The following is a 19485-nucleotide window of genomic DNA, read 5'->3' on the forward strand; positions in this document are numbered from 1 at the left end:
ACCTAGTTGGTCTTCGTTAGACGTCGTCGAATCACAGTTAGTTGGGTTTTGATTGCGGGCTTTACCATCCTGAATTGTTTGATCACTCTTCAGACGTGCTTGGTATAAGTCATAGGGGAACCACGTTAGGACAAACGTGGCTAGGCAAAGGAGAAATCTTTTGAAGAGATTGCTGACCATTCGCTTATGGATTGGTGTGGCTGCTGCGCTAATCAGCCAACCTCTCATCGCCGAGTCGAGCGGCTATAACTTGACTAAAGGCGTTACTGATATCAGTAACCAAGTTTATGACTTGCATATGCTGATTTTCTACATCTGTTGTGCCATTGCATTTGTTGTATTCGGAGTGATGTTCTACTCCATTTTCAAACACAGAAAATCTCGCGGCGCCGTCGCCGCTAATTTCCACGAAAGCACCAAAGTTGAAATTGTCTGGACGGTTATTCCGATTATCATATTGATTGCGATGGCGATTCCCGCGACCAAAACTTTGGTGGCAATGGAAGATACGTCTCAATCCGATATCACCATCAAAATTACAGGCTCGCAGTGGAAATGGCACTACGAGTACTTTGGTGAAGATGTTAATTTCTTCTCGTTGTTGGCTACATCTCAAAAGCAAATAGATGGTATTGAAGAAAAAGGTGCTCATTACCTACTAGAAGTAGACAATCCACTCGTCGTACCCATCAATCAAAAAATCCGCTTCTTAATGACATCCGATGACGTAATTCACTCTTGGTGGGTGCCGGATTTTGCCGTCAAGAAAGACACAATCCCAGGCTTTATTAATGAGGCATGGACCAAGATTGACGAGCCAGGTGTTTATCGTGGTCAATGTGCCGAACTGTGTGGTAAAGCTCATGGGTTTATGCCGATCGTCGTTCAAGCCATGGAGCAGAGTGATTACGATGCATGGTTAGCAGGAAAGAAACAAGAAATGGCATTGGCAGCAGCGGAAGCAGCAAAATCTCTTGATGCCACACTTCCACTTGATGAACTGATGACAATTGGTGAAGAAGTGTATGCGGGTCGTTGTGCTGTCTGCCATCAAGCAAACGGTGAAGGTATCACGGGGGCTTTTCCAGCCATTGCGGGGAGTGCAGTTGCGACGACCGGAGATGTGTCGATTCACATCAGCAAAATTGTTGATGGGGTAAATGGAACAGCCATGCAGTCGTTTGCTAACCAATTGACAGACAAAGAAATAGCAGCAGTAGTGACGTACCAGCGAAATGCTTGGGGTAATGATACGGGAGATGCAGTACAAGCCTCTGATATCAATGCGTTCAAAGCGCAAGATGGGGAGCAAACCAGCTCCAAGGAGTTATGATGAAAACGGATCCGATGGAAACAGTTAAATCGTCAACAGCGACGGATGCAGAGATGAGTCGTGCGGAAAGCACGGCCGTTATTGAAGACGATCATCATGATCACGCCCCTTCAGGTTGGGCAAGATGGGTATACTCCACTAACCATAAAGATATCGGGACATTGTACCTGTGGTTTAGTTTCGCCATGTTTCTTACTGGCGGCGCAATGGCAATGGTCATTCGTGCAGAGCTATTCCAACCGGGCTTACAGCTTGTAGAGCCAAATTTCTTTAACCAGATGACCACAGTTCACGGCTTAGTGATGGTATTTGGTGCAGTAATGCCTGCATTTACTGGGTTGGCTAACTGGATGATCCCTATGATGATCGGTGCGCCAGATATGGCATTACCGCGGATGAATAACTTAAGCTTTTGGATTCTGCCGTTCGCCTTCCTTATTCTATTGTCATCTCTCTTCATGCCCGGTGGTGGACCTGATTTTGGTTGGACATTCTATGCACCACTTTCTACAACCTATGGTCCCGATAGTACGGCATTGTTTGTTTTCTCGGTACATATCATGGGGATTAGCTCCATCATGGGGGCAATAAATGTCATTGTTACCATTTTCAATATGCGCGCCCCTGGGATGACGTTGATGAAAATGCCACTCTTTGTTTGGACTTGGTTGATTACAGCCTTCCTGCTTATCGCGGTGATGCCAGTGTTAGCGGGTGCTGTGACAATGGTGTTAACAGACAAGTATTTTGGAACCAGTTTCTTTGATGCAGCGGGTGGCGGCGACCCTGTGATGTTCCAACATATCTTCTGGTTCTTTGGCCATCCAGAAGTGTACATCATGATTTTACCTTCTTTCGGTATCGTCTCTGCAATCGTACCAGCGTTTAGTGGTAAGAAACTGTTTGGCTACCACTCTATGGTTTATGCGACGTGCAGTATCGCACTGTTGTCTTTCTTGGTTTGGGCGCACCATATGTTTACTACAGGGATGCCGGTATTCGCAGAGTTGTTCTTCATGTACTGCACTATGCTGATTGCTGTGCCAACGGGTGTGAAAGTATTTAATTGGGTAGCAACTATGTGGCGCGGTGCGTTAACGTTCGAAACGCCCATGCTGTTCGCCATCGCCTTCATTGTCTTGTTTACCATCGGTGGTTTTTCTGGGTTGATGCTAGCTATCGTGCCGGCGGACTTCCAGTATCACGATACCTATTTTGTCGTGGCTCACTTCCACTATGTATTGGTCTCTGGTGCTGTGTTCTCAATTATGGCGGCCGCTTATTACTGGCTGCCCAAATGGACAGGACATATGTACGATCACAAACTTAGCTTGTGGCATTTTTGGTGCTCGGTTATTTCGGTTAATGTGCTGTTTTTCCCGATGCACTTCTTAGGATTAGCGGGCATGCCAAGGCGTATTCCTGACTATGCAATTCAATTTGCGGATGTAAACCAGATCGTCTCAATCGGCGGTTTTGCCTTTGGTTTGTCGCAGTTGATTTTCTTATGGTTAGTAATCAAGTGCATTAAAGGTGGAGAAAAGGCCGAAGCCAAACCTTGGGACAGAGCGGAAGGGCTAGAATGGACAGTCCCAAGTCCAGCACCGCATCACACCTTTAGTACTCCACCCAAAGTGGATTAGAGAGGTGACTTATGAGCGAGCAAAACCGTAAGTCAAATAAAAAGTTAGTAACGTGGCTTAGTGTTGCTGTTATCGGCATGTTTGGGTTCGGTTTTGCTTTGGTTCCGTTGTACGACATTATGTGTGAAGCATTGGGTATCAATGGTAAAACCAATACGGTGTCTGCGGTGCAACCCGTCGGAATGAGGGCGGACATCTCGCGTACGATTCGTGTTGAGTTTATGGCGCACATCAATCCTGATATGCCGTGGACCTTTAAGCCCGAAACCATCTACCTTGATGTTCATCCCGGTGAGGTGATTCAAACTGCTTATTTGGCAAAGAACAATGCGTCGCAATCTTTAATCGGGCAAGCAGTGCCATCTGTATCTCCGGGCACTGGCGCTGCTTATTTTAATAAAATTGAGTGCTTTTGCTTCAACCATCAACCTCTTGATGCTAATGGAGAAGCGGAGATGCCTCTAATTTTCTATATCGAACCTGATATCCCCGAGTCAATTCACACACTGACTTTGTCGTACACACTCTACAACATCACAAGCAATGCAAGCGTGCAGGATGCCGTTGAACGCAGTAAGGGTAGCAAAAGCGCACTTAACAGGGAGTTAAGCTATGAGTAAACCTCAATCTTATTACGTTCCAGCTCAGAGTAGTTGGCCAATCGTGGGGGCAATCGCGCTGTTTTTAGTGGCGGTTGGTGCTGGACTTACGGTTCAACATTTAGAAACTGGTGGGGCGGGTAGTGTCATTGGTAACGTTACTCTAGCGCTTGGCTTTGTCGTGTTGTTGTACATGCTGTCAGGTTGGTTTAGCAACGTTGTCAGTGAATCATTGTCAGGCTTGTATTCAGATCAGATTACGCGTTCATTTCGTCAAGGGATGAGCTGGTTCATTTTTTCTGAAGTGATGTTCTTCGGCGCTTTTTTTGGGGCGTTGTTTTATGCACGAATGATCTCCGTCCCTTGGCTTGGCGGGGCAGACAACAATGTGATGACTCACGAAGTTCTGTGGCCTGGTTTTGAAGCAATTTGGCCTTTGACGACAACGCCAGCAGGTGACACGACTGAGGCGATGCCATGGCAAGGATTGCCATTGAAGAACACGATCATATTGCTGCTTTCTTCGATTACGCTGCATATGGCGCATGTCAGTTTGGAGAAAAACAAACGAACGGCGCTTATCGTCTGGCTTGAGATTACTATCGTACTAGCGGTGTTTTTCCTCTATTACCAAGCGGTTGAATATGCGCATGCATATCAAGATATGGGGCTGACCTTACAATCTGGGATATACGGCAATACCTTCTTTATGCTGACTGGATTCCATGGCCTACATGTGTGTTTAGGTACGATCTTCTTGATTGTACTCTTGTTCCGAATCGCTAAAGATCATTTTACTCCCAAAGACCATTTCGCGTTTCAGGCTGGCAGTTGGTACTGGCACTTTGTTGATGTGGTTTGGTTGTGCCTCTTTGTTTTTGTTTATGTACTTTAACTCAGGTTTTAGAGAACCGATTTAATAAGGACGGGGGTTAGGAGCAAGCAATCCACTTTGAAGGGCGATGATCAAAAGAATAATAACGATCGCAGAAAATAAGACACGGCGACCCAGATAGTGACTCATGGGTTTATCAGAATTAGGGTCGTCTCGCACCATTCGAATTAAGGCAAGCGCTAAGTTAAAGATGATGAAAAGTAACAGCAGTACTAAAACAATCTTAAACAATAGTGTCGGTGACATTGAGGTTCCTCACGTGGCTTGGTTCAAATCGGTGAAATTCTGGGTCGGCATTGTATTAACTGTGGTTGTGTTTTCTACTTTGGTCAAATTAGGTTTGTGGCAGCAACAGCGAGGTAACGACAAATCACATATGGAGTCGATGTTGGCTCAGCGAAGTAAGCTGCCTCCGGTTTCTTTAAGTTCTGTCCATTTTTCAAACACGCCTCAATCGAACAGTGATTATCTTGATTGGATAGGTGTCACCGTCTTTGCTGAGGTCACACCTCTGCCAGAGCTTTTTTATTTGGATAATCAGACCTTTGAAGGACAAGTTGGTTATTTGGTGTTTCAGCTTATTATCGATGACCAGTCACGATTTTTGCTTCTTGAACTGGGTTTCGTTAAAGGAATGGAGCAAAGACAGTCATTGCCTGTTGTTGAGCCTTTAACCCAACCTCTGATGATAACCGGGCGTTTATATCAAAAGATGGACAGCCCTTTAGGTAATGAGCTGTACCCTGAAGATTTTACCTCTTCGATTTCTACCAGATTTCGAATTCAGAACTTAAATATAGGTTCATTGGCAGAGCTTACTGGTAAGCCCTTACAAGCATGGGCGTTGCAGCCTATCGATTCAACAACGCCTTATGCTCACCCTTGGAAACCATTGTCTATGAACTCGAGCAAACACTATGGGTACGCTTTTCAGTGGTTCTCCATGGCGTTGGTATTTGCCTTCGTAGTAGGTATTGCCGTGTATCGATGGGCCAGAAAAACTCATTCAACAAGACATTAGGAGCTTTTATGAGCACAGGGATGACGACACATTCGCTTAAGCCCAAAACCGTGTTAAAAGGACGACTTACGCTATTGGCGTTGGTTCTGTTTTTTGCGTTGCCGTTTATCGTCGCGAAGGCAATTCTGAGTAACCATTGGTATCAATCTGGCGTGACCAATCATGGTCAGCTGTTGGAGCCTCGTGTGACGTTTGAGTCACTAGGAATGGTGAACCCTCTTCAAGGAGAGAGTTGGCAGCTTGGTTTTATGCTTCCTGCTACATGTGATGATGCATGCTTAAATCGCTTATACGTCATGGGGCAAACGTACTTAGCGCTTGGAAAGTATAAAGAGCGCGTGACACCTGTTGTTTATGTACAGACCGGACAAGTATTGCCTGAACTACCGAATTCGGTGACCGTGTTGACCGTTAACGATGCTTTCTCGGCTTTAGTGCCATCACAAGGGTATGTCATTACCGACACGTTAGGTCAAGTCGTGATGTTTTTTGAACCCACAACCAAGGAGCAACAAATCGCCCATAGCAAGGGGTTGTTATCCGATCTAAGAAAGTTACTCAAGTTATCGCGAGTAGGGTAGAAGCGAAAGGTTGAGCACACCAGTTTTGAAGGCATAAGGAGTTGCAATGAGACTGATAGATTTGGTGAAAGGGGCGTTAGTTCTGACCGTTGTTGTCATCGCAATGGGGGCCTATACACGCCTTGCTGATGCTGGTTTAGGTTGTCCGGACTGGCCAGGTTGTTATGGCCATCTTACGGTTCCGAGCAATAACGTTGATGTTGCCGTTGCTAATACTCTTTTTCCCGAGCGAGCGGTGGAGCCTCATAAAGCTTGGCTAGAAATGATACACCGTTATTTGGCTGGGTCTCTGGGTCTGGTTGTGTTCGCGATGACCTACCTAGCATTAAGATATGAGCGTACACGACTAGGGGTGGCTTTGCCGTTGTCGTTATCTTTAGTGATTGTCTTCCAGGCTGCATTGGGAATGTGGACGGTGACGCTTAAGTTGATGCCAATTGTAGTCATGGGTCACCTGATAGGCGGCTTTACGATGTTTTCTTTACTATTTTTCACATATTTGAAACTACGTCCGAACGTGACAGCAACGCGGCAGGATAATAAAGCGAAATCTAAATCTGCGGTAAGTGCGACCTTTCAGCCAACAGTGGTTGAAGCTAATATCGTGACTGGTGAGCCAAAGATAATTGGTCGTCGACTCAAAATATTGGCTGGCTTGGCTCTTACCGCAACCATCTTACAAATAATACTCGGCGGTTGGGTATCTTCAAATTACGCTGCTGTGGTGTGTACCGCTTTGCCGATTTGTGAAGGCGAATGGGTGCGCTATCTCGACTTTAAAACCGCTTTCACTCCGGTTCATTCTGGCTTTGATAATTACGAATTTGGCGTACTTGACTATGCTGCACGAATGACCATCCATGTGAGTCATCGTTTTGGTGCGATTGTGGTGACTTTACTCGTTGGGATATTAGGCCTGAGCTTGCTAAAACATAAGCAACGCGTGGTACGCAACGTCGCAGTACTGTTATTAGGACTGTTAGCGATTCAACTTGCACTTGGGGTGAGCAATGTGGTGTTCCATTTACCTTTGCCAATAGCTGTTATGCATAATCTGGGCGCTGCGCTACTTCTATTAAGCCTAATTCAAGCTAACTATATTATGTGGAATATACGGTACGCTCAATCAGAAAAGCCGACACTGACAGTTATTGAGTCGGAGAATAAAGTTGAGAGACTGAAAGCATCTGGAGACAAGGAGAGTTCTCTATGAATAAACTGACAATGGCGGCGACAAGTCGTGTGGATTCCGTCGTTAAACCAAGACTCAACTGGCGTGTGTATTTAACATTGACCAAACCGAAAGTGGTCGCATTAATGATCTTAACAGCTTTGGTTGGGATGTGTTTGGCGATACCGGGAGCCTTGCCTGTTCAGGCTACCGTGCTGGGATTGTTGGGTATAGCTTTAATGGCTGGTTCTGCAGCAGCTTTCAACCATTTAATTGACCGTCGAATTGATGCTGTCATGGCTAGAACCCATAAACGTCCGTTGCCATCAGGAGACTTGAGTGTTGGTAAAGTCTTTACTTTTGCACTGAGTATTGGCGTATTAGGTTTTGCAATATTAGCTTTGGGGGTGAACTGGTTAACCGCTTGGCTTACATTCGCTAGCTTGCTTGGCTACGCTGTTGTGTACACCTTGTATTTAAAGCGAGCGACGCCACAAAATATTGTTATCGCAGGTATTGCTGGTGCGATGCCGCCGTTGTTAGGTTGGACCGCGGTCACAGGAGAGCTGCACGCTAATGCTTGGTTACTGGTAATGATTATCTTCATATGGACGCCACCTCATTTTTGGGCATTGGCGATTCATAGAAAAGATGATTACGCGAAAGCCGATATTCCTATGCTTCCGGTGACTCACGGGATTGAATACACCAAGACTTCTATTTTGCTTTATACCATTTTGTTGGCATTAGTGTGCTTATTACCCGCCTTAGTCGGAATGACAGGATTGGTGTATTTGGCCGGTTCGACCTTCTTGAGTGCAGGTTTTATCTACTATGCTTGGAAATTAAAGTATGCTGCAACAGAAAAGACAGCAATGGATACTTTTAAATTCTCCATTATGCATTTGATGATTTTATTTGTAGTGTTGCTGGTGGACCACTACCTACCAATTTAATTCTTCAATAATAAAAAAACAGCCATCACAAGGTGATGGCTGATAGGGCGTTTGGATTTAAACTAGCTGCCAGGAAAGATCTTCGGTCATGTTAATCCATCCCATCTAACAAAAGTGCAGTTTAGAATTAGAACGTGACGATAGCGCCAACACGTCCTGCTGTATCTTTGTCGCCTTTAAGGTCTTGTGAGATACCTGCGTAAGTCGTGAAGTAATTAGTAAATTTGTAGTGTACGCTTGCCGCGATGTTTTGGTCTGTTTCGTCAGCGATATCGAACTTAACTTGTTGGAACGCAGCTGCAAGACGAATACGGTCTGTTAGGTCGTATTTAGATGCTACTTCAAAACCTTTATAGTCTTGGTCTAGCAGTTTACCTTGAGTATATAAACCACCAAGATATAGGTCATTTAGCTGATAACCCGCACCAACTAGAACGTTTTGGCTTGTTGCATCTGGTGAAATTTGTAAATTACTAGTATTCTTCGTCACGCTGACGTTTTCGTCTTTTTGGTAAGCGTAACCAGCACCAAAGCTCAAGTCTCCTAACTGGTACTGTGCTGCGATGCCATAACCTTGGTCTACTGTACCTGATAGTTCATTGCCGTATTTCTTGAATGAATCAGCGCTGCCGCCGCCACTAGCGTTAGCTTTAACTTTAAGATCCCCGAATGTACCGATATACAACAATTGGTTTGTCGTACGGTCAGCAGTAGCTGTTTTGTTACCCGCTTCGCCGCCGAACGCATCAAGAATATCAGTGTAATCAGTAATGATACCTAAAGAACCATCCGTTTTACCATATTGGAGTTCGTTGTTCTCGCCAGCAATGCCAACATATAGGTAGCGGTTATCATATCCGTCGCCGCTTGCCTTACCGTCGGTCATACTTCCTCGGTTAAACTCTTCTTCAAAGAAACCTTTAGCTTGAACGCCGTCGGCAATTTCTGTTGTTGCTAGAACATTCACACGCGCACGGCTAGTGTCAGTAACCGCTCTACCATTGCTACTGTTGTCAAAATCAGCACGCGCTTCAGCTCGACCGCCCACTGCTAGGTTCAGATTATCACCTTTATATACGTCAGCTGCATTCGCTGCCGTTGCTGATAAACCTGCAATAATAGCCGCTGTTAAAAGAGAAACTTTCTTCATGTTAAATCCCTATTTAGTCTCTAATAAGTTTTATTATTAATACGCTCTTGGCTCGTCGTATCTATAAATAGGCTAAATGATTATTAACAAAGCTATAAGTGCAGACAAATGGAATTAAAGTTTCAGTAAATGGCTAATAGAATATATTTCCGATGATGATCTTTATGGATAAATTAATTTATATTTAAAAATAGGCTATGAGTTACGGTATGTCGGTACTTGTGAGGGTGTTATGTAAGTTCGGGTAATGTTATGTATTAAATGTAATATTATGTCGTATTATAAAGGCGCTAGGTTTATATAAAACTGTATGGTTAGATAATAATGTTTATACCTAAAAGTATGACGTGGTTAAAATAATTGGCGGTTACTAATAATGTGAGTATGGATAAGAAATGACCATAACATACTATTACGGCCATAATTTGAATGTTCTGTCAGAAAGTAGTGCTTAGGTTTGCGCAGTGTTAGCGCTGGGTTACTTCTAGCTTTTTAAACAATAGCGATAATGAAAAGCAGAGCAAAAAGTAGCACAGACCCACGATTAACCAGATCTCAAATATCAATCCAGATGAATTAGCGATTTCAGTGCCAACAAATGTCATCTCTTGTATCGAGATCAGTGAAACAATCGAGGTGTCTTTGACTAAGGATATAGCTTGACCGGCTAAAGCGGGGCTTATAGTAGTAAGCACTTGAGGGGCAATAACATCACGATATTGATGCCATGTAGACAAACCTAATGATTGGCCAGCTTCCCACTGACCTTTTGGTATAGCGTTAAGCCCTGCTCTGACAATTTCAGCGACATAGGCTGAGGAAAGCAGACCTATGCATATTACGCCGGATAGCAAGTTCTCCCACAGTGATTGGGGCCCGAATAAGAAGGATTGCCAGCCACTGATTTCACTACTGCTACCACGAAGTAATTCAGATAACCCCAGTAATGGAATTAGCTGATTGGAAATGAAGAAATAGAAAATAAATATGAATACGAGTGGTGGAATATTCCTTACTAGCTGAATAAAGATATTTGCCGGAACCCGCAAAAACACCATATTTGAGTGCTTCGCTAGTCCAAGTAGAGTGCCTAGGGAAAGCGCCAAGAGCATACCCCAAATACTAAGGCGCAATGTCGAGATAGCGCCTTGAACGAAGTAGGGCAGTCCACCATTACTAGTGGGAGTAAACACCAACTCAAAAGCCTGAGACCATCGCCAATGGTAATTAATACCGATGGAAGAGCGATAGCCGAGCCATGCTAGTAGTACAACCAGCACGGCAATAAGAACAAGATCCAAAGTGGATAAGCGCCACTTCTTTTTCATTGCACTATCGCGATATTTACGGCTTGTTGAGTCGGTGTTCATCATAATATTTACTGTCCGCCAGCGATTTGATCTTGCCAATCAAGAGTAGAGAACCAGTACTCATAGCGGTCTTTTAGCCAACCATCATCGGTACGAGCCTGAATCCACTGATCAAAGAATGCTTTTTTGTCCTCTTCACCCAAGCGCACTGCAAATGCTTCGTTACCTTTTGATAAACGCTCACTAAACGGAATAAACAGGGCATTGGCGTGTTTAATTGCTTCATGCTCTGGCTTAGGGCTAGATGCGATCACTGCATGCGCGTTACCGTTAAGTACTTCTTGAAACGCTTGGGCGTCATCGTCAAATTGTAAGACTTTGGCTTTAGGGAAGGTTTCACGAGCAACTTGAACCGTATAGGCGCCTCGTCTTGCTGCGATCTTAACTCGACGAGAATCGAAGTCTTCAATGGTCGAGAAGCCTTCTGCAAGTTTCTTACTCGCGGCAATTTGAACCCCTGAATGAGAGTAAGGTGTAGTGAAGAGAACACTCATAGAACGCTCTGGTGTGATCGACATACCTCCGATGATCACATCAAATTTTTGCGCCAATAGAGCTGGAATAATACCGTCCCAGGCAGTGGGTACAAATTCTACTTTCCAGCCTGAGTCCTCTGCGAGGCGTTTAGCAACATCGATTTCAAAACCAATTAAATCACCTTGTTTGTCACGCATAGCCCATGGAACAAAGGTGGACATACCAACGCGTAGCGTGCCTCGTTCATTGATCTTGTCGAGGTTTGGAGTGTCACTGGCAGCGACACCTAGAGACACCGCCATACCGATAGCAACGGTAGTGATGGCTCTAATTATGTTTTTGAGTTTTCCTTGCATAGTCTGACTCCTTGATTGCGATTTAAGTTAAATTGATTGCGATTGGTTTAAGCGATGCTCCAACCAAGCGGATAAAGCGGATAACGTAAGTGTTAGTACTAAATAAATAGCAGCCACGGTAAACCAAATTTCAAAAGGCATGGCCGTTTCTGAAACGATGTTGCGACCCTCTGTGGTTAAATCGAAAATAGCCATAACGCTGACGATGGATGAGTTTTTTATTAGCGATACGATTTCATTGGTGAGTGGAGGGACAGTGCGTCTCACGACTTGAGGCAGTATCACATCGTAATAGGTGTAGAATCGCGACAAGCCTACTGAGCGGCAGGCTTCGAATTGCCCTTTAGGGATGCTGTTTAAGCCTGCTCGCAATATCTCAGCTGTATAAGCACCTTGAAATAAAGCCAGCGCGAACACGGCAGTAGAAAAACGATCAAGACCTATAATTGGACCAAACACAAAGTAAAGCAGGTAGATTTGAACAAGTAGTGGTGTATTTCGAATCCCTTCGACATAACAATGAGCTATGCCACGACCAACGACTGAGTTTGATGTTTTAAGTAAGGCAGTAATGAGTCCAAACAACAAGGTGAAAACGAGCGCTAGTCCACTGATTTTGAGTGTTACGACAAGTCCTTCAAGCAGCTCAGCGGGCCACCACTGTCCATCTTCATAAAAGGCGAGGTAATCGGGTACGCGTTCCCATTGCCAGCGATAGCCCATCGCTTGGGCTCCGCTATCGAGCAGCCAAACAAGCGCGACAGTGACTAATGCGATCTGTATCAATGCCGATAGAACTGGCTTAATAATCTTTAATATCATCAGTGATTTAAGATCTTATCTAAGAAGGCTTTTGTTCGAGGGTGTTGCGGATTATCAAAAATCTGGCTCGGCGGAGCGGATTCTAGAATTTGTCCTTCATCCATAAAGATTACTCTGTCTGCCACACGTTTGGCGAAGCCCATTTCATGAGTAACACAAAGCATGGTCATCCCTTCTTCTGCCAACTCAACCATCACATTGAGCACTTCACTGATCATCTCAGGATCGAGCGCTGAAGTCGGTTCATCGAACAGCAATATGTCAGGCTTCATACAAAGAGAGCGCGCTATTGCTACCCTTTGCTGCTGACCACCAGACAGTTGAGAAGGGTACTTGTTCGCTTGCTCGGCGATTTTCACGCGCTCAAGCATTTCGAGTGCACGAGATGTGGCCTCTTTTTTAGATAGCTTGAGTGTGCGAATAGGCGACAGGGTGAGATTTTCTAACACAGTAAGGTGTGGAAATAAATTGAAGTGCTGGAATACCATACCAACTTGTCCGGGCTTTATTCCACTAGAGTTGATAGCTTGTCCCAATACTTGGATGTCACCATTATTGTATTGCTCTAATCCGTTAATGCAGCGGATTAATGTGGACTTTCCTGAGCCTGAAGGGCCGCAGATTACGACAATTTCACCTTGGAGGACTTCGAGGTTAATTGCTGAGAGAGCTTGGAATTCCCCAAACCATTTATCGACGTTGTTAAAGCTGACAGCGTTCACTTGGAACCCATTGTTTTTGTTATATGCGTCTACATTAGCAATATCGTTAAGCTATAACAAGCGCTTGAGAAGTTAGTTGAATAATAAGTGTGTCAGAAGTGATGTCACACTTCTGACACCAGAAGATTTAATGGTCTACTTGTCGAGGGAGCTCAGATAAAAACGCTTGAAAGCTGCTTTCTCGTACTTTAGCCAGAACAAAGCGAAGCTCTTCGATAAGGTCGGCCTTTGCCCAATCTATGCGGATGTCGATCGGTGCGAAATGCGCAAATTCAATACGCAATGAAGCAGAAACTGTACCTCGTTTGTCTCCACCCGCTGATAAGGCCGCTTCTAAAGCGCTAATAAGCGCATCGGGCAAAGTTGCTTCATAGTCTGGTTTATATTGAGGGGCCTCAATGTGCTCCAATACCGCTTGGGAGTTTATGGCCGTTTGTTCAATAAATACTCGACTGAACTGCTCTAAGACTTGATGTCCCTCTAACATATTGCCTGCCACTGCAATAGTTGGATAGCTAAGGTGGCCAATGTAGGCAATATTGTCGCTGCCATTTAACGCAGCGGATGCTCCGTTTTGGTCCATAACAAGACATTGTCGTTGACTATGTCTTGAGTCTAACGCAGTCAGTTCGTTGATAATATCTCTGGCGGAAGTACCTTGCTGTAATTTGTTTTTGGCAAAGTCTGCATACCAAGGATTGGTAAATAACCCTTGGGTAGCACATGCACCAACGGAGCGCCAAGAATGATTGACATATCCGCCAACGCAAGGACCTCCTGTCGCAGTAATGGACGCTGAGGTTCCGGTTAATGGATTAAAATGTAATAGAGATATTGTCATAGTCTTCTGGAAATGGGAGGCGCAGTGCCTCCACTTATAATTGAAGTTAGTAGCCGATTAATTGGCCAATGAATAGTGCGACCCAGCTTAGTCCGTATACCATAAGCATGAATGGCATAATGGCTTTAAGCCATTGCTCGTAAGAAACTCGTCCCAATGCCAGCATAGCTAAAGTACCGCCCGATGTTGGAACAATTAGGTTGGTTAAACCATCGCCAACTTGGAATGCAGTAATCATCAGCTGACGACTCATTCCTACCAAATCAGCAACAGGAATTAGAATCGGCATAGTTACCATTGCTTGTCCTGAACCTGATGGAACAAACAAGTTGATAATACCTTGCACGACACTGGCTACGATCGCAGAGATCGCAATTGGCATATCTTGGATTAGAGAGCTAAGTGCATTAACGATAGTGTCGATGATCTGTGCTTGATCCAGAATCACCTGAATGGATGCCGCGACACCGATTACCAAGGCACCTGCGGTTACACCTGATGCACCAACCATCATTTCCTTGACGATTTGGTTAGCATTCATTTTGTTGATGATACCGATAACAATCGCCATGAGCAGGAATAAACCTGCAATCTCATTGATGTACCAACCATTGGCGAAAACACCATAAAGCATCACACCAAGGCCTGCAACAAAAGCAGCAAGCGTGAGCTTGTTCTCTCGATTCATCGAGTATTCGCTAAGATCTTTCTTAAGCCCGGCGGAGTCATCTTGTTCTACAAAGTCCATTTTGGTGACTTTCTTGCAGATAAAGAGTGAAAGAAGAGCCAGCGAGGCGATAACAAGAGCGGTACGCAGGCCAGCGCCAGAGAAAGTAGGCAGTTCTGCAATACCTTGAGCAACACCTACGGTATATGGGTTAATAGGTGACAAAGCAAAACCGACACCGATACCACCCACTGCCATTACGGTACCTACTAGGCTTGAATAACCGACCGCCGCGGAAATCAAAACAGCGACTGGGACCAACGCAATGTTATTTTCAAAACCAACCGCAACACCGAAGAAACCATAAATAAACGTACCAATAGTGATTATTAGGTTACGGTTTTCTACTCCTACGCGATTTACTGCGACACCAATAGCATTTTCTAATGCTCCGGAACGTTGCAGAATATGGAACAACCCACCAGCGATAAACACAATGAACAGGTAAGGTGCTGCACTAATCAAACCTTTCGGAATGGCGACGAAAATATCAAAGAAATGCACCGATGGTGCATCTTGAAGATACGTAAACGACTCAGGAACTACCGTTGTTTTTCCATCAACAACGGCCCTTTCAAATACGCCTGCTGGAACGATAAATGTGAGCAAGTAAGTTGCCACCAAAATGCCAAAAATTAAGACCATAGGGTCTGGCATTGACTTGTACCAGGGGCGTTTCGATGTTGTGTCAATCTGATTGGTCATTTCCATGTCCAATATTCTCCATAGTTTGATTCTAGGTTGATTCTTTACGTTTTTATATCGCTAGGCAGAATTCTTTTAGTACTTGTAAAGATGCTTGTAAGTCTTCCTGAGTAATCGCTTCGTCAGGATGATGACTTACGCCATCAGTGCATCGCATGAACAGCATTGCGATGTCGGTTAGAGAGCTGACCGCGAGGCCATCGTGACCAGCTCCACTGAATAAGGTTTTCGGTTTAATACCACAGGTTTCGATAGCTTGAGTTAGCTTATCTGACAGGGCCTTTGAACATTGAACGGCTTGTTGCTCATAGGTCTGAGTATGGTCGTAACTGAGATTGAGTGCGTTAAGTTGTTGCTGAATAGACGCTAAAAATGTCGCTCTTGCTTTACGGCGCTTCTCATCAATAGGAGAGCGAAGTTCAACGGTAATATGCGTTTTCTGTGGGATGACGTTCACGCCGTTAGGGTAGTTTTCTATTTTTCCTATCACGCCAACGAGATCTCTATCACTTTTACACAGGGCATCAAAAGTGCTGATTACACTTGCAGCGCCGACAAGAGAGTCTTGGCGGTTGTGCATTGGAACAGTACCAGCATGTCCCGCTTTGCCATGAATGGTTATGGTATGTCTTTCTATCCCAGTGATAGCGGATACAACACCGACTGGCAGTTGTTCGGCTTCAAGCTGTGGGCCTTGTTCTATGTGCAGCTCAACAAAACCAATGACTTCTTCTGCGTCGTAGGCATCATTTTCTATTTGCTGTGTCTCACAACCAAAGTCGTGAAGTGCGTCTTGCAGCGATACCCCTTGTGGATCCTTAGCGTCGAGCATTGCAGGGTCGAAAATACCGGAAATGGCTTTCGAGCCGAGTAGTGTTGATTGAAAGCGAGTGCCTTCTTCATCACTAAAGGCGATGACATCAATGTTGTACGGAAGTTGAATATCTTGCTGGTTCAGGTGGTGAACGAGAGCGAGTGGGGCAACGACTCCCAAAATTCCATCGTACTTACCACCATTAGGAACGGTGTCTTGATGTGAACCAAAGATGAGAGTCTTTGCGTTTGATTCCGCGCTGGCGTATCGGCCAATTAGGTTGGCGGCATTGTCCATTCTCACTGACATGCCTGACTCCATCATGTATTGCTTAAGTAGATTGATGGCCTCTTTATGTTCTTTTGTGGCACAAAGACGGGTTACGCCTTCTACATCAGGGTTGGTTGTCTCAGAACATTTTGCTAGTTGCTCAAGCCAATCCCAAGCTAGTGATGAAGTGGATGCAATGGTCATATTTATTCTCGTTTTTGATGCTGCGTTTACTTATTTATCATGATAAATTGGCAAAATACACTATTTATCATGATAAATGCAATCGATGTCGTCGCTTTTGTGAGTATGATTTGTAACGATATTGAGAGCTGATAACCTTGTGTTTTAAGGTAACTGCTTCACCCGACAGGGAGTTTCAGTTACCGTAGACATTGAAATCGAGTAAAAATAGAGGTGTCTTTTGACCGTCAAAAAACGACGAACCGAAAACGTAGCGTCAGCGATTAAAAAATGGATTGTGGAACAGAAGCTTCAGCCAGGAGATAGACTTCCTAATGAAGTGGAAGTGATGGAAATGTTTGACGCCTCAAAAAGCACAGTGCGCGAATCGATGCGACTATTAGACGCTCAGGGGCTATTGCAGACAAAAACGGGTCCCAAAGGTGGTGTCTTCGTTTCCGAAGTCTCTGAAGAAAAAGCGCAAATGTTGCTGAGTAATTATCTATTCTTCAAGGAGACTTCAATTGAAGATTTGTATCAGCTACGTCTCGCATTAGAGCCCCAACTTGCCGCCAGTTTAGCGGGTAAACTAACGTCGAATCAGCTCAAAGAGCTAAAGGACCAAACCAAATTGTATGCTGAGCCTCCTCGTGATATTTATGAAGAGCGAGAGCATCACTTAGCGTCGATTGAATTCCATCGTATTTTGGCAAGTTTTTCCTCCAATGAGTTACTAAAACTGGTTATCCGTTTTACTGCTCAAATGTTGTCAGATATGACAATCTACAAGAAGCTATATGAGCCAGAAAATTACGATCTCTGGCGCACAGGTATAGATAGCCAACTTTCATTAATTGAGGCATTGAGAGTTGGTGATTCTGAAATGGCGTATAAAGTCATGCAGAAACATATGAAAACCGCGTTGAAACTAATGAAACTTCAAGAAGTTGAAATGGAGAATCGTTTTCTTGATGTAATTTAGGTCATAATGACTCAGGTGTGTTTTAATGTTGTGATCGTGGTCTAGGTCTAAATGACTGTTTTAATTGTGATTTTTGTGTTAAAAGTCTTTAATTACAATAAGATAAAAATTGGCACACGTTATGCTATAGAGACTTCAGGAATAATCAGCTTTGGCAAAGTACCAAGGCACGAATTAAAATACTGGAGTCCTCATTATGTTCTGTATTCAATGCGAACAAACTATTCAAACCCCTGTTGCTAAAGGGTGTTCTTATACTCAAGGTATGTGTGGCAAAACGTCTGAAGTTTCTGACCTACAAGACGTATTAGTGTATACCCTTCAAGGGGTTTCATTCTGGGCCGATCAGGGTCGTAAATTTGGTATCGTAGACCAAGAAATCGACCAATGGGCGCCTAGAGCATTCTTTTCTACGCTAACTAACGTTAACTTCGACCCTGAACGCATCATCGAGCTCGCCAATCTGGCTGCAACATATAAAGCGCGTCTTCAAGAACAAGTTCAAGCTGCCTCTCTAGTACAAGGTATCGCGATTGATGAACTTTCTCCTGCAGCTCAGTTTGACTTACCAACTACAAAACAAGCGCTATTAGAATTTGCTCCAACTGCAGCGGTAAACCGTGGTCACGATAGTCTACATGAAGACGTGATTGGCCTTCGTTTACTCTGTCTTTATGGTCTTAAAGGTGCAGCCGCCTACCTTGAGCATGCTCGTGTACTCTCTCAAAAAGATGAAGCGGTCTATGGTGAGTATCACCAAATTATGGCTTGGTTAGGTACTGATCCTGTCGATTTGGAGCCATTACTGAATACCTCGATGCAAATTGGTCTTATGAATTACAAGATCATGGAAATGCTAGATAAAGGTGAAACGGAAACCTTCGGTCACCCTGAGCCGACTCAAGTTAACGTTAAAACGGTAAAAGGCCACTGCATTCTAGTGTCTGGTCACGACCTTCATGACTTAGAGAAAATCCTTCAACAAACAGAAGGAAAAGGCATTAACGTCTACACTAATGGTGAGATGCTCCCAGCTCACGCTTATCCAGAGCTTAAGAAGTACCCTCATTTAGTTGGTAACTATGGCAGCGCATGGCAGAACCAGCAAAAAGAGTTTGCCAACTTCCCTGGTGCGATTGTAATGACGTCTAACTGCCTGTTGAATCCTAATGTCGGTCAATACGCGGACCGTCTGTTCACGCGCAGCATTGTAGGTTGGCCAGGTGTGGCGCACATTGAAGGGGACGATTTCAGTCAAGTGATTGAATGTGCACTTGCACAAGACGGCTTCCAGCACGACGAAATTGAACACATGATCACGGTTGGGTTTGGTCGCAATGCGCTAATGCAAGCAGCACCAGCAGTCGTCGAACAGGTGAAAGCGGGCGCAATCAAGCATTTCTTCTTGGTTGGTGGTTGTGATGGCGACAAGGCAGAGCGTAGTTACTACAGCGATTTTACAGCTCAAGCTCCGGAAGATAGTGTTATTCTGACGCTGGCGTGTGGCAAGTTCCGCTTCAACAAAAACCAGTTTGGTGACATCAATGGTATTCCTCGCCTATTGGATGTGGGTCAGTGCAATGACGCTTACTCTGCTATCCAATTGGCATTAGCGCTTGCTGATGAGTTTGATTGTGGCATTAACGAATTGCCACTGACTCTCGTCCTATCTTGGTTTGAGCAAAAAGCGATTGTCATTTTGCTGACACTCTTTGCTTTAGGCGTTAAAGGCATCTATACCGGCCCAACGGCTCCTGCATTCCTTACAGATAACCTGCTTAGCATCCTACAAGAGAAGTTTGATATGCGCGGTATTTCTACCGTAGAAAACGACTTAAAGACGATTTTGGCAGCGTAAAAAAGTACT

At 44.5% G+C, this 19485-nt stretch carries 19 protein-coding genes; 10 read left to right on the forward strand and 9 right to left on the reverse strand.

Translation table 11 applies throughout. The features are described from left to right. Positions 1–160 precede the first annotated feature (160 nt). From coxB to JKJ11_RS16835, 4 genes are read left to right on the forward strand one after another with little or no spacing between them, the layout of a single operon-like run. Positions 161–1333, forward strand: coding sequence for a cytochrome c oxidase subunit II (gene coxB / locus JKJ11_RS16820; protein ID WP_198558716.1), 1173 nt, complete (start codon positions 161–163; stop codon positions 1331–1333). 14 nt (positions 1334–1347) lie between these two features. After that, complete coding sequence (gene ctaD, locus JKJ11_RS16825; RefSeq protein ID WP_373455203.1) at positions 1348–2976, forward strand: cytochrome c oxidase subunit I; 1629 nt, start codon at positions 1348–1350, stop codon at positions 2974–2976. Between the two features lie 11 nt (positions 2977–2987). Beyond that, complete coding sequence (locus JKJ11_RS16830) at positions 2988–3596, forward strand: cytochrome c oxidase assembly protein (RefSeq protein ID WP_006069123.1); 609 nt, start codon at positions 2988–2990, stop codon at positions 3594–3596. Beyond that, complete coding sequence (locus JKJ11_RS16835) at positions 3589–4470, forward strand: cytochrome c oxidase subunit 3 (protein ID WP_252039587.1); 882 nt, start codon at positions 3589–3591, stop codon at positions 4468–4470. The genes JKJ11_RS16830 and JKJ11_RS16835 overlap by 8 nt, the downstream gene beginning before the upstream one ends. Positions 4471–4491: 21 nt before the next feature. Here the strand turns inward: JKJ11_RS16835 and JKJ11_RS16840 are convergent, their stop codons facing one another. Then, positions 4492–4716 (reverse strand): DUF2909 family protein, encoded by a 225-nt coding sequence (locus JKJ11_RS16840; RefSeq protein ID WP_081411502.1) that lies wholly within the window; start codon positions 4714–4716, stop codon positions 4492–4494. Between the two features lie 13 nt (positions 4717–4729). On the opposite strand from JKJ11_RS16840, the gene JKJ11_RS16845 reads away from it, so the two are divergent. Genes JKJ11_RS16845 through cyoE form a run of 4 tightly spaced genes read left to right on the forward strand, consistent with a single transcriptional unit; the run spans position 4730 to position 8199 of the window. Beyond that, on the forward strand, positions 4730–5491 hold the full coding sequence (locus tag JKJ11_RS16845; protein WP_252039588.1) for an SURF1 family protein: 762 nt from the start codon (positions 4730–4732) through the stop codon (positions 5489–5491). 8 nt (positions 5492–5499) lie between these two features. Next, positions 5500–6072, forward strand: coding sequence for a redox-active disulfide-containing membrane protein (locus JKJ11_RS16850; protein WP_252039589.1), 573 nt, complete (start codon positions 5500–5502; stop codon positions 6070–6072). 46 nt (positions 6073–6118) lie between these two features. Then, complete coding sequence (locus JKJ11_RS16855) at positions 6119–7285, forward strand: COX15/CtaA family protein (RefSeq protein WP_252039590.1); 1167 nt, start codon at positions 6119–6121, stop codon at positions 7283–7285. An 11-nt stretch (positions 7286–7296) separates the two neighbouring features. Continuing rightward, on the forward strand, positions 7297–8199 hold the full coding sequence (cyoE, locus tag JKJ11_RS16860) for a heme o synthase (RefSeq protein ID WP_038221602.1): 903 nt from the start codon (positions 7297–7299) through the stop codon (positions 8197–8199). A 127-nt stretch (positions 8200–8326) separates the two neighbouring features. Here the strand turns inward: cyoE and JKJ11_RS16865 are convergent, their stop codons facing one another. From JKJ11_RS16865 to JKJ11_RS16900, 8 genes are all read right to left on the reverse strand, one after another. After that, the gene (locus JKJ11_RS16865) at positions 8327–9349 is read right to left on the reverse strand and encodes a porin (protein WP_252039591.1); all 1023 of its coding nucleotides are present in this window, start codon (positions 9347–9349) and stop codon (positions 8327–8329) included. Between the two features lie 467 nt (positions 9350–9816). Beyond that, a complete protein-coding gene (locus tag JKJ11_RS16870; RefSeq protein ID WP_252040005.1) occupies positions 9817–10719 on the reverse strand; it encodes an amino acid ABC transporter permease in 903 nt (300 codons plus the stop codon). An 8-nt stretch (positions 10720–10727) separates the two neighbouring features. Further along, positions 10728–11498: a transporter substrate-binding domain-containing protein gene (locus JKJ11_RS16875; protein WP_503061272.1), complete on the reverse strand. Its 771-nt coding sequence runs from the start codon at positions 11496–11498 to the stop codon at positions 10728–10730. 81 nt (positions 11499–11579) lie between these two features. Further along, on the reverse strand, positions 11580–12374 hold the full coding sequence (locus JKJ11_RS16880) for an amino acid ABC transporter permease (protein ID WP_006069113.1): 795 nt from the start codon (positions 12372–12374) through the stop codon (positions 11580–11582). Next, positions 12374–13096 carry an amino acid ABC transporter ATP-binding protein gene (locus JKJ11_RS16885; RefSeq protein ID WP_124941843.1) on the reverse strand — a complete coding sequence of 241 codons (723 nt, stop codon included), beginning with the start codon at positions 13094–13096 and terminating at the stop codon, positions 12374–12376. The genes JKJ11_RS16880 and JKJ11_RS16885 overlap by 1 nt, the downstream gene beginning before the upstream one ends. A 127-nt stretch (positions 13097–13223) precedes the next feature. After that, complete coding sequence (locus tag JKJ11_RS16890) at positions 13224–13937, reverse strand: DUF1028 domain-containing protein (protein ID WP_252039593.1); 714 nt, start codon at positions 13935–13937, stop codon at positions 13224–13226. A 46-nt stretch (positions 13938–13983) separates the two neighbouring features. Next, on the reverse strand, positions 13984–15375 hold the full coding sequence (locus JKJ11_RS16895; RefSeq protein WP_006069110.1) for a YfcC family protein: 1392 nt from the start codon (positions 15373–15375) through the stop codon (positions 13984–13986). 46 nt (positions 15376–15421) lie between these two features. Next, the gene (locus JKJ11_RS16900; protein WP_096442255.1) at positions 15422–16657 is read right to left on the reverse strand and encodes a M20 family metallo-hydrolase; all 1236 of its coding nucleotides are present in this window, start codon (positions 16655–16657) and stop codon (positions 15422–15424) included. 220 nt (positions 16658–16877) lie between these two features. On the opposite strand from JKJ11_RS16900, the gene JKJ11_RS16905 reads away from it, so the two are divergent. Next, positions 16878–17618, forward strand: coding sequence for a FadR/GntR family transcriptional regulator (locus JKJ11_RS16905; RefSeq protein ID WP_006069108.1), 741 nt, complete (start codon positions 16878–16880; stop codon positions 17616–17618). Positions 17619–17814: 196 nt separating this feature from the next. After that, on the forward strand, positions 17815–19476 hold the full coding sequence (gene hcp / locus JKJ11_RS16910; RefSeq protein ID WP_006069107.1) for a hydroxylamine reductase: 1662 nt from the start codon (positions 17815–17817) through the stop codon (positions 19474–19476). Positions 19477–19485 lie beyond the last annotated feature (9 nt).

Source organism: Vibrio sp. SCSIO 43133, assembly GCF_023716845.1.
Classification (GTDB): Bacteria; Pseudomonadota; Gammaproteobacteria; order Enterobacterales; family Vibrionaceae; genus Vibrio; species Vibrio mediterranei.